Origin of the sequence: Bhargavaea cecembensis DSE10, assembly GCF_000348905.1 — a bacterium.
Taxonomy (GTDB): domain Bacteria; phylum Bacillota; class Bacilli; order Bacillales_A; family Planococcaceae; genus Bhargavaea; species Bhargavaea cecembensis.
The window spans coordinates 1-875 of the sequence record NZ_AOFT01000037.1 but is presented as its reverse complement, the minus strand read 5'-3'; the positions used below and the strand labels follow the sequence as shown (position 1 = coordinate 875).

At 51.1% G+C, this 875-nt stretch carries 7 tRNA genes and 1 rRNA gene; all 8 read right to left on the bottom strand.

The window, feature by feature from the left end:
* Nucleotides 1-2: 2 nt before the first annotated feature.
* The 8 genes from C772_RS15935 to rrf all read right to left on the bottom strand — a co-directional run bounded on the left by C772_RS15935 (nt 3) and on the right by rrf (nt 751).
* Nucleotides 3-75, bottom strand: a tRNA-Ala gene (locus tag C772_RS15935).
* A 6-nt stretch (nt 76-81) separates the two neighbouring features.
* A tRNA-Pro gene (locus C772_RS15930) sits at nt 82-158 on the bottom strand.
* A 6-nt stretch (nt 159-164) separates the two neighbouring features.
* Nucleotides 165-240, bottom strand: a tRNA-Gly gene (locus tag C772_RS15925).
* A 23-nt stretch (nt 241-263) separates the two neighbouring features.
* Nucleotides 264-345 (bottom strand) — tRNA-Leu (locus C772_RS15920).
* Between the two features lie 22 nt (nt 346-367).
* Nucleotides 368-443: transfer RNA gene (locus tag C772_RS15915), tRNA-Lys, on the bottom strand.
* A 6-nt stretch (nt 444-449) separates the two neighbouring features.
* Nucleotides 450-525: transfer RNA gene (locus tag C772_RS15910), tRNA-Thr, on the bottom strand.
* A 13-nt stretch (nt 526-538) separates the two neighbouring features.
* Nucleotides 539-614: transfer RNA gene (locus tag C772_RS15905), tRNA-Val, on the bottom strand.
* Nucleotides 615-635: 21 nt separating this feature from the next.
* Nucleotides 636-751: ribosomal RNA gene (gene rrf / locus C772_RS15900) — 5S ribosomal RNA — on the bottom strand.
* Nucleotides 752-875: the final 124 nt, after the last annotated feature.

Below are 875 nucleotides of genomic sequence, written 5' to 3'. Positions count from 1 at the left end.
GGTGGAGCCTAGCGGGATCGAACCGCTGACCTCCTGCGTGCAAAGCAGGCGCTCTCCCAGCTGAGCTAAGGCCCCGTAAAGTGGTCGGGAAAACAGGATTCGAACCTGCGACCCCTTGGTCCCAAACCAAGTGCTCTACCAAGCTGAGCTATTTCCCGATGATATGGAGCGGAAGACGGGATTCGAACCCGCGACCCCCACCTTGGCAAGGTGGTATTCTAGCCACTGAACTACTTCCGCGATATCAAATATTAAAATAAAAGTGCGGATGAAGGGAGTCGAACCCCCACGCCCGAAGGCACTAGATCCTAAGTCTAGCGTGTCTGCCAGTTCCACCACATCCGCATGTGGTTAAATCAGAGGAAAATGGTGAGCCATGCAGGGCTCGAACCTGCGACCCTCTGATTAAAAGTCAGATGCTCTACCAACTGAGCTAATGGCTCAAAAAGTGGTGCCGGCCAGAGGACTTGAACCCCCAACCTACTGATTACAAGTCAGTTGCTCTACCAATTGAGCTAGGCCGGCACAATAATTAAAATGGTGGAGGATGACGGGTTCGAACCGCCGACCCTCTGCTTGTAAGGCAGATGCTCTCCCAGCTGAGCTAATCCTCCGGATTATGTATGTGATCAACGGCCCGGCAACGTCCTACTCTTGCAGGGGGAAGCCCCCGACTACCATCGGCGCTGAAGAGCTTAACTTCCGTGTTCGGTATGGGAACGGGTGTGACCTCTTCGCCATCATTACCGGACCGTGTTCACTTTAAAAGGACAAATATTATTATACCAATTCTCAAGGATTTGGCAAGCTTTTTATTTGTTCTTTCAAAACCGGATAAACGAGACATTGTAAAGTACCGAATCTTTCATGTGCCA